The 8,862-nt window shown below is 39.6% G+C and carries 5 protein-coding genes; all 5 read right to left on the bottom strand.

Annotated features, from left to right (window positions below; all coding sequences use genetic code 11):
* On the bottom strand, positions 1-5,384 hold a 5,384-nt coding region (locus ACVC7R_RS07275; protein WP_447264136.1), incomplete at its 3' end, for an isopeptide-forming domain-containing fimbrial protein.
* A gap of 60 nt (positions 5,385-5,444) precedes the next feature.
* Complete coding sequence (locus tag ACVC7R_RS07270) at positions 5,445-6,032, bottom strand: TlpA family protein disulfide reductase (RefSeq protein WP_447264135.1); 588 nt, start codon at positions 6,030-6,032, stop codon at positions 5,445-5,447.
* Positions 6,033-6,456: 424 nt separating this feature from the next.
* Entirely contained in the window at positions 6,457-7,803 is a 1,347-nt protein-coding gene (glnA, locus tag ACVC7R_RS07265) for a type I glutamate--ammonia ligase (protein WP_447264134.1), read from the bottom strand.
* Positions 7,804-7,837: 34 nt separating this feature from the next.
* Positions 7,838-8,194, bottom strand: a complete 357-nt coding sequence (glnR, locus tag ACVC7R_RS07260; protein ID WP_000659542.1) for a transcriptional repressor GlnR — start codon at positions 8,192-8,194, stop codon at positions 7,838-7,840.
* A gap of 82 nt (positions 8,195-8,276) precedes the next feature.
* Positions 8,277-8,798, bottom strand: a complete 522-nt coding sequence (locus tag ACVC7R_RS07255) for an FUSC family protein (RefSeq protein ID WP_447264133.1) — start codon at positions 8,796-8,798, stop codon at positions 8,277-8,279.
* Between the last annotated feature and the right edge of the window lie 64 nt (positions 8,799-8,862).

Here is an 8,862-nt window from a genome sequence, read left to right as displayed (position 1 = left end):
TTGATTTGGCTAGCGTCAAGCGCTACACCGTTCAATTTAGCACTTGATGTGCCTGCGAATTCAAGAACGTCTACCAAGGTATCTGTTACTGCAAAGGCAGTCGCATCATTTGGTACACTTGTCTTCACGTTGTATGTGAAGACTTCGTCACGGTTAGTAAGAGTTTCTGCCTCTTTACCGTTAACATCTTTCTTGATTCCTGGTTCTTCTGGACTTGGAGGAGTTACTGGAACTACGTTTGAGTCCTTAATGAAGCCTGGTTTGTTTGGAAGATCTGCCTTGTAAGCTGCCTTGTTAGGTACTTTAACTGACTTATCTTCTGTAATGTAATCTGACAAGTTAGCACCTGCCTTGATCTTAGCGTCGAATGTTAATTCAACTGCTTGACCAGCACCTGCTTTAACTTGTGCTTCTGTAAGGGTCAAGGTAATAGTTTGACCTTCTACCTTGATTTGGCTAGCGTCAAGCGCTACACCGTTCAATTTAGCACTTGATGTGCCTGCGAATTCAAGAACGTCTACCAAGGTATCTGTTACTGCAAAGGCAGTCGCATCGTTTGGTACACTTGTCTTCACGTTGTATGTGAAGACTTCGTCACGGTTAGCAAGAGTTTCTGCCTCTTTACCGTTAACATCTTTCTTGATTCCTGGCTCTTCTGGACTTGGAGGAGTTACTGGAACTACGTTTGAGTCCTTATGGTATTTCGGATTGTTGTCAATATCATAAGAAGCCGTGTTAGGGATTTCAGTCTTACCATCTTTGATGTAAGCTGAAAGGTTTGCGCCGTCTTTAATCTTAGCTTTGAAGCTTACTTCAATAGCTTTACCAGCGTCTGCTTTTACTGAAGCTTCAGTGAAGGCAACCTTGATCACTTGACCAGTGATAGTTACTGTTGCTTTAGCTCCAGCATCTTCGCCATCAATTTTCACTGTGGCAGAAGCATTTGCACCAACAAATTCTAAAACGTCTTTCAACTCATCTGTGATTTCGAATACACTAGCGTTCTCAGGCATAGTTGTCTTCAAATTATAAGTGAATTCTTCATCACGTTTAGCAAGATCGTAACGTTCAGCTCCATTTACATCTTTCTTAAGATCTGGAGTTGATGATGGTGGTGGTGTTACTGTAACAGGTTTAGATTCTTTCTTAGAATCTGGGTTGTCATTAATAATGAAGCTTGCAGTATTTGGTACTAGAGGTTTGTCTCCAGCTGGATTAGGGTATGCTGCAAGGAGTTCGTCATAAGAAACGCCTTCTTTGACTTTAGCTTTGAAGCTGATATGAACTGCTTTACCAGCATATTTAGCTACTTGGTCTTTGTCAAAGGTTACAGATAATTTTTGACCTTCAGTTTTCACAGTTAGGTCGGTTACTTCTTGGCCGTCAACTTCTACAGTCGCGTTACCATCGAAGGTTAATTCTTTCACAAGTTCGTCAGAAACTTCAAACTTATCAGCAACTTCAGGAACTTTAGTGTCGACTGTATAAGTAAAGCTTTCGCTTAGTTTATTCAAGTCAGCGTGTTCTTGATCGTTAACTTTCTTAGTGATTGGTGGAGGAGTTACCGTTACTGGTTTAGTTTCCTTCTCACCTTTCTGATCGCTCTTGTTAGTGTATGTAATTTTGGCTGTGTTATCAATTGCTTCTGCAGTTGAATCTTTCTTCACTTTAGCCTTGATTACAAGTTCAACTTCTTTATCAGCGTAATCACCAGCATCCGCAAAGTCCTTCATAGTAGCAGTTACTGTTTGACCATTTACAGCTACAGTGTAGAATTTACTTGCGTCTCCCTTGATGCTTGCTTCAAGAACTTGAAGGTTGTCATCCAAGGTATCAGTGATTTCGTATGATTTGAATGAAGTGATGTCGTTTGGCAATTTAGCCTTAACGTTGTAAGTGAATTCTGTTTCTGCTCCGATAACTGCTGTATCAAGCGTTTCATTGATCTTCTTCTTAACAGTTGGATCTGAAGGAGGAGTTACCGTTACCGGTTTAGTCTCTTTCTCACCGCTGTTGTCGTTCTTATCAGTGTAGCTGATTGTCGCAGTATTTGGAATGTTAACGCGAGTTACACCGTCATTGATCTTAGCAGGAATTTCAAGTTCAACTTCTTGACCTGCAAGAGCAGATGCATTCGCGAAATCTTTCATAGTAGCAGTTACTGTTTGTCCTTCAACTTTAATATCGAAGAAGTCAGCAGCTGCACCCTTCATGATAGGTGCTTTACCACCTTCATTGATTACAGACAATTCATTTTCCAAAGTATCAGTGATTACAAATTTCTTGTAAGATGTGATATCTGTTGGAAGTTTTGTCTTGATGTTGTATTTGTATTCTTCCCCTGTTGGAATATCCAAGTGATCAAGTGTTTCGTTGATCTTCTTAGTTACAGGTGGAGGAGTCACAGTAACAGGTTTAGATTCGATATCTTTATCCACATTGTTTTCATTTGTAAATGAAATACTTGCTTTGTTATCGATAACTTTACCTGTAACACCATTTTTAACTTTTGCAGGAATTACCAATTCAACTGTAGTGTATTTAGCAAGGTCTGCAAATTTTCCATCTTTCACAGTTGCAGTAACAGTTTGACCGTTCTTTTCTACCGTGAAGAGGTCAGCAGCATCACCTTTAATAGAAGCTTCACCATCGAATTCCAAGTCATTATCAAGGGTATCGCTGATTACAAACTTCTTATAAGAAGCAACGTCTGCAGGGATGTTTGTAGTGATGTTGTAAGTGTAAGGTTGTCCATCAAATGTTTGGAATTCTTCCAAGCTTTCATTGATCTTCTTAGTTACAGAAGGCTCTTTTGGTTTTGGTGGAGTAACCGTTACTTTGTTAGATGTTTTCTTGATATCGTTCAAGGCAACATCAGCCGTGTTAGGTACTTTAATTTGACCACTTTCATCTTTATATTGAGAAAGGTCAGCACCCGGACGGATTTTAGCGTCGAAAGTCAATTCAACATATTGGATGTCTTTCTTCTTACCACGAGTTACGCGACGAGAAATTTTATTAAGAGCATCTTTGTCTAATGTAAGTGAAACAGTCTGACCTTCAACTTTGATTCCATCTGTCAAATCACTGTTTTCTTTTCCACCTACAGTTACGTTTACAGTACCTTCTTGGATTTCCAATTCAGGTACTACTGTATCGGTAATGCTAAAGCTGTCAGCAATACCTGGCCATGGAACAGATACCTTGTACTTGAAGACTTGGTCTTCTGTATCAAGATCTTCGTGTTCCTTGTCGTTTACTTTCTTCTCAATCTCTGTATCAACCGGTGGTTTAACATAGACAGAGTTTGAACGACGGATGGTGCTTGGTTTGTCAGGTGTTTTCTCATGCTTGCTTGGCTCAGGTGTGTCATCTTCACCATTCCACATGATATTACCTTGGTTTAATAAACCATAGCCACTATTTAGTTGAAGGATGTCAATGTAGTCCTTGCTTGCTTGATTATTACGGTATTGTTCTTTCAATTTAACCGTAATCGTCATTTGAGCTTTCTTAAGAACCAAGTAGTTATAGCTACCAGCAATGCTTGGCACGTCAGCGACAACGACGTCACGTTCATTTCCTTCATCGTCTGTTTGTTTTACGAGACGAGTCACGATTGGACCCTCAGGACCAGTAGCAGAGTGACCTACGACTTCCAAACGGTGGTCAATAGGGTCAGTCAACATAACGTTTTTCTTAAATTCATAAGGAACGTTGTTGAAGTTGTAATCTACTGTATAAGTAAATGTCTCGTCTTTCGCAGACAAGTTTGCAGCATATGATGGTTTTTTGCTCAATTGAAGTGGATCTTCAATAGTACCAGTGTCATTACTTGCATCTGCATCGACAATTTTCTTGGTAGCACTTGGGTAACAGTATTCAAGTTTTTGAACTTCTACTTCTTCATTGTGACCACCGATTTTTTGAGTTTCAAAGTCACCGACTTTAAACGTACCTGTCAATTCAGGAACTGGAACTTTTTCCTTAGCTGGTTTATAGTCAGCTGGAGGATCTTGTTCATCGTCTTCGTCTAATTGTTCAGCGTGAGCTTCTTTACTCAAGTCATAGTCAAAGTCGTTCTTACCAGGGTTGAAGACACTTTCTGGTACAGAGATCGTAACATTGTCACCATCCTGTTCAATCTTACCCCGGATTTCCTTGGCAGGATCTTTCACTTCAGACACAATTGTCTTACCGTTGATACGAACAGCATCGACCTTGTAACCAGGAGTAACAGCAAATTGTCCCTTGATGTCTTCCTTAACGAGAGCGGCACCTACAGATTCCAATACACGAGATGAGAATTTTTCGATGTCGTTCTGCTCATTAACATAGAAGGAAACGTCCTTACCATTGATGGTTTTGTTTGGAGAAGCCATGCCTTCCAATGCTTCGTGGAAGATTGTTTGAAGTGGACGATTGTCTCCGATGTCGAAGTAATTGCCGAAACCATTTGTGTAGACATCATAGTACTGGTTCTTATCATTGTTAAACAGTGGTAAGTCTTCCCAGAAACCTACAACTACAGTTCCGTTTGGCCCAACCACTCCTTTAAGAGTGTTCCCAGCATCTTTCACTTCGTTAACACGGCTGATGATATCTTGGGAAGCCTCAGAAAGTTGGTTATAGTTCCATTTTCGTTTAAGAATCTCATTACGAGGGCCACTATAGTCAATTCGAACCTTACCATCAGCATCACGTTTACCATTGGCAACACCATCGGTAATCAAGAGGAAGACGGTCTTGCGCTCATTAGCCATGCTACCTTTATTAGCGTTATACTGTGCGATAGCGTCTTCGATGGCTGGAACTGTTGGAGTCCCTCCTGCTACGCTGATGTTGTCAATGAAGCTATGGATGGTGCTTTCATCTGATGTCAAGTTAGAAGACTTGTACTGATAGTCATACTTCTTACCCCAACCAGGATATACAGTTGGCTTACCTGTAAAGTCTTGGGTGTTATAATAGTTATATCCATCCACCCCTTGGAAGCTAGCCACCATAACACGGTCAGATGTATCTGGGTTGTCAGTCTTAACCAAACGAGGGTTGTTCTCGTCGTACTGTTCTTCTGTGACAAAAGTTGTCAGCTGTTTGAGGGCTTTTTTAACACTTGGAATAGTGTTAGAAAAAGATCCACTTGCATCCTGTAAGATAACCAAGTCGATTGGTTTTCTTGGTAGACTCCAGTTAATTTCTTCTGTCGTCTCTATTTTACGGCTACATCCACTTTGTGTGATTTTTGTTCTTTTCCCGACTTGTGTTGTTTCAATACCATCTGCTGAAGCCGTTCTTCCGAATAACATACTTGCAAATCCTAACGGAATAGATATGAACAAAATCATGAACAAAATGGAGACCTTTTTGATGAAATCTTTCATAATTTCTCGTTGAAATCTCAACAGATTTCTAATCCTCCTATTTTATTTAGTAGATATAAGCTAGTCTAGTAGTGCCTGTAACTCTCTTGCGAAATCGTCAGCAGTGGTGTGTTTTACCAATACATTCTTGACCTGCTGCTGTTTTGTCACAAGGTACATACTAGGTATGGTTTTAACCTGTAGTAGATCTGCGGCAGACTGACCTACGTCATAATAATACGGGAATGTATACTTTTGACTCTTGATATACTGATCAGCCTTCTCCTTTGTTTCTCTACCTGGTTCACTCATATTGAGCAGAACAAAATGAATTTGTTCCCCATACTTCTCATACATCTGCTGGACTATGGGTAGTTGTTTCTGGCAATCCGGACACCAACTAGCCCACTCGACAACTAACATAGGTTTATCATAGAATTCCGAACTTGCAATCAAATTACCGTCTTGAGTGGTCATTTTAAATTCTGGAAGTTGTTGACCTCTTAGACTCAAAGCAGTATTGTTCTCATCACTCGAAGTTGATTGCTGAACCGATGACTCGCCTACATCTCCATCCTTAACGGGTCTCGTGTAATAAATTAGACCCGCCGTTAAACTGATGATGACTCCCACCGTTAAAAACGGAAGCCACCACTTGTCTTTTTGCATTGTATCTCCTTTCTATTATTGTAGGATTGTGAGTTGGATTTTGCATATATATTATATGAAACGGTTTGCACTAAAACCCGGACTCCTCCTCATCATTTGTAATTCTACCATGAATTTTGAGTTATTTCAAGTAAAATTATCCCATAAATTTTAAAATTTATTATAAAAGAAATTTGAGTATCAAATAACCTGTTTTAATAAGCGACATAAGACGTTCTTAACATGTCTCTATCCCCCATAAAATAAGTTTTTTTCTATCTAACTATCTCTTTGTTAGATTGCAGGAATTTTCTAAATTTTCATCTATATAAACTGATTAATCCTTGGTCGAAATCTATATGTTATTTATATTAAATTTTAAGCCAAAATATTGTTTATAGCAGCAACAAAAAAGATTGTCCTAACGGACAATCCCTATAATAGTTTAGTATAAATCGAGGTAATTATCAATTTCCCATTGCGATACAAAGGTTGCGTAACTTGCCCATTCGATTCGTTTAGCTTCAAGGAAGCTAGTGTAGATGTGCTCACCCAGTGCCGCTTTAACCACTTCGTCTTCTGTCAAAGCTTTCAAAGCGTTGTGAAGCGTTGATGGAAGGTCTGTAATTCCAGCTTCTTTACGTTCTTCAGCAGTCATGATGTAGATATTTTCTTCAATTGGTGCTGGAGCTTCGGTTTTGTTCTCAATACCGTGCAAACCAACTTCCAAGAGAACAGCCATAGCGATGTATGGGTTAGCCATTGGATCTACGGAACGTAGTTCCAAACGAGTTCCCATTCCACGAGTAGCAGGAACGCGTACTAACGGAGAACGGTTACGACCTGCCCAAGCAATATAAACAGGTGCTTCATAACCTGGAACCAAACGTTTGTATGAGTTAACGGTTGGGTTCATGATCGCTGTGTAGTTGTAGGCATGCTTAATCAAACCACCGAGGAAGTGGTAGGCTGTTTCTGACAACTGCATTCCTTTTGGATCATTTGGATCAAAGAAGGCATTGTTTCCTTCCGCATCAAACAAGGACATATTGCAGTGCATCCCTGAACCAGCGATACCAAATTTTGGTTTAGCCATAAAGGTTGCATACAAACCATGTTTACGAGCAATGGTTTTTACAACGAGTTTAAAGATTTGAATCTTATCACAAGCACGAAGAACTTCATCGTATTTAAAGTCAATCTCATGTTGACCTACGGCAACTTCGTGGTGACTGGCTTCTACTTCAAATCCCATCTTGGTCAAGACGTTCACAATCTCACGACGTGTATTGTCCGCAAGGTCTGTAGGCGCTAAGTCAAAGTAACCACCCTTGTCATTTACCTCAAGAGTTGGATCTCCGTTTTCATCCAATTTAAATAGGAAGAATTCTGGTTCTGGACCAAGGTTGAAAGATTTGAATCCAACTTTCTCCATGTGATGAAGAGCTCGTTTAAGGTTGCTTCGAGGATCTCCAGCAAATGGCTCTCCTTCCGTTGTATAGACATCACAGATCAATCCTGCGACACTACCGTTCTCATCTCCCCAAGGGAAGACAGTCCATGTGTCCAGGTCAGGGTACAAGTACATATCTGATTCATTGATACGAACAAACCCTTCAATAGAAGATCCATCAAACATAGCCTTGTTTGACAAGACCTTGTCTAGTTGTTCATCTGTAGCAGGAATTTCGACGTTTTTCATTGTTCCCAAAATATCTGAAAACATGAGGCGGATAAAGGTTACATTTTTTTCCTTAACTTCACGACGAATATCTGCAGCTGTGATTGGCATGTTTTTTCTCCTTATATATGACGACTAGCGGTGCCTAACCGCGACCAAAAGGTGATTGTTGAGAAGCAAAGCGACTTTGTTGAAGAACTTCATTTCGAAGAGCTCGGCGAACCTCAGTTTGACTGACTGGTTTCTTAGCTTTCGCCTCACGTTCGGCATACTTTTTCTTGATGGCAGCAATGTTCAGACCTTCAGAGATATAGTCCTTAATCTCAAGCAATCGATCCATATCATTTAAAGAATACATCCGGCGATTACCTTCGTTTCGATCAGGTTTTATCAACTCTTGATCTTCATAATAACGAATTTGACGCGCTGAAAGATCGGTCAACTTCATAACACTACCAATGGGGAAAACTGCCATATTGCGACGAAATTCTTTTTCCTTCATGTGCACTTCCTCTTCTTTCTGTCTATTATAGTCTAAAAAAAATCAATCGTCAATTGTTTATGTCATATCTTGTGACATAATTTTATTTTTTCTGTAAAAGGCTCCGTAAACGATTGATATCGTAATTGACTAGAATTGCCACGAAAACACCCATAAATGTTTCAAATACACGAGCAAACACGTACAAAACGGTCTCACCAGTTGAAATTGATAGGGTAATAATCAACATAGCTGCAACTCCCCCAATGACCCCTGACTTGTTGTTCATAGCAACATTTGTCATAATGGTTAACATGGTGCAAATCGGGACAACAAGGAGGGTTACCCAGAAGGCGCCGTGAAAAAGATTATTTAAGAGAAAGAAAATCAAGGCATAAAAACCACCGATACTATTTCCTAGAATACGTGATGTCCCAAAGTGAACACTCTTATCAAAGTCTTCTCTTAAACTAAAAACGGCTGTAAGAGCTCCGATTTGAAGCCCTTTCCATCCAAAAAAACCAAAAATCAAAAGGACTAAAAAAACAGCGATTCCTGTTTTGAAGGTTCGCATGCCTAATTTAAACTTAGATTTATCAAATGTATATTTTTTAAAATAACTCATAATCTCATCTTTCTTTTCTCCATTTTACCATAATTTTACTTTTTTGAGAAAAGGATTCATCAAT

It is taken from the genome of Streptococcus sp. Z554 (assembly GCF_053010305.1).
Note: the sequence above shows the minus strand (reverse complement) of the source record. Positions and strands in the feature narration are given on the sequence as shown.

Bases quoted from the DNA above. Each gene is read 5' to 3' on its own strand.
- ACVC7R_RS07270 (WP_447264135.1), bottom strand. From the start codon at position 6,032: ATGCAAAAAGACAAGTGGTGGCTTCCGTTTTTAACGGTGGGAGTCATC.
- glnA (WP_447264134.1), bottom strand. From the start codon at position 7,803: ATGCCAATCACAGCTGCAGATATTCGTCGTGAAGTTAAGGAAAAAAAT.
- glnR (WP_000659542.1), bottom strand. From the start codon at position 8,194: ATGAAGGAAAAAGAATTTCGTCGCAATATGGCAGTTTTCCCCATTGGT.
- ACVC7R_RS07255 (WP_447264133.1), bottom strand. From the start codon at position 8,798: ATGAGTTATTTTAAAAAATATACATTTGATAAATCTAAGTTTAAATTA.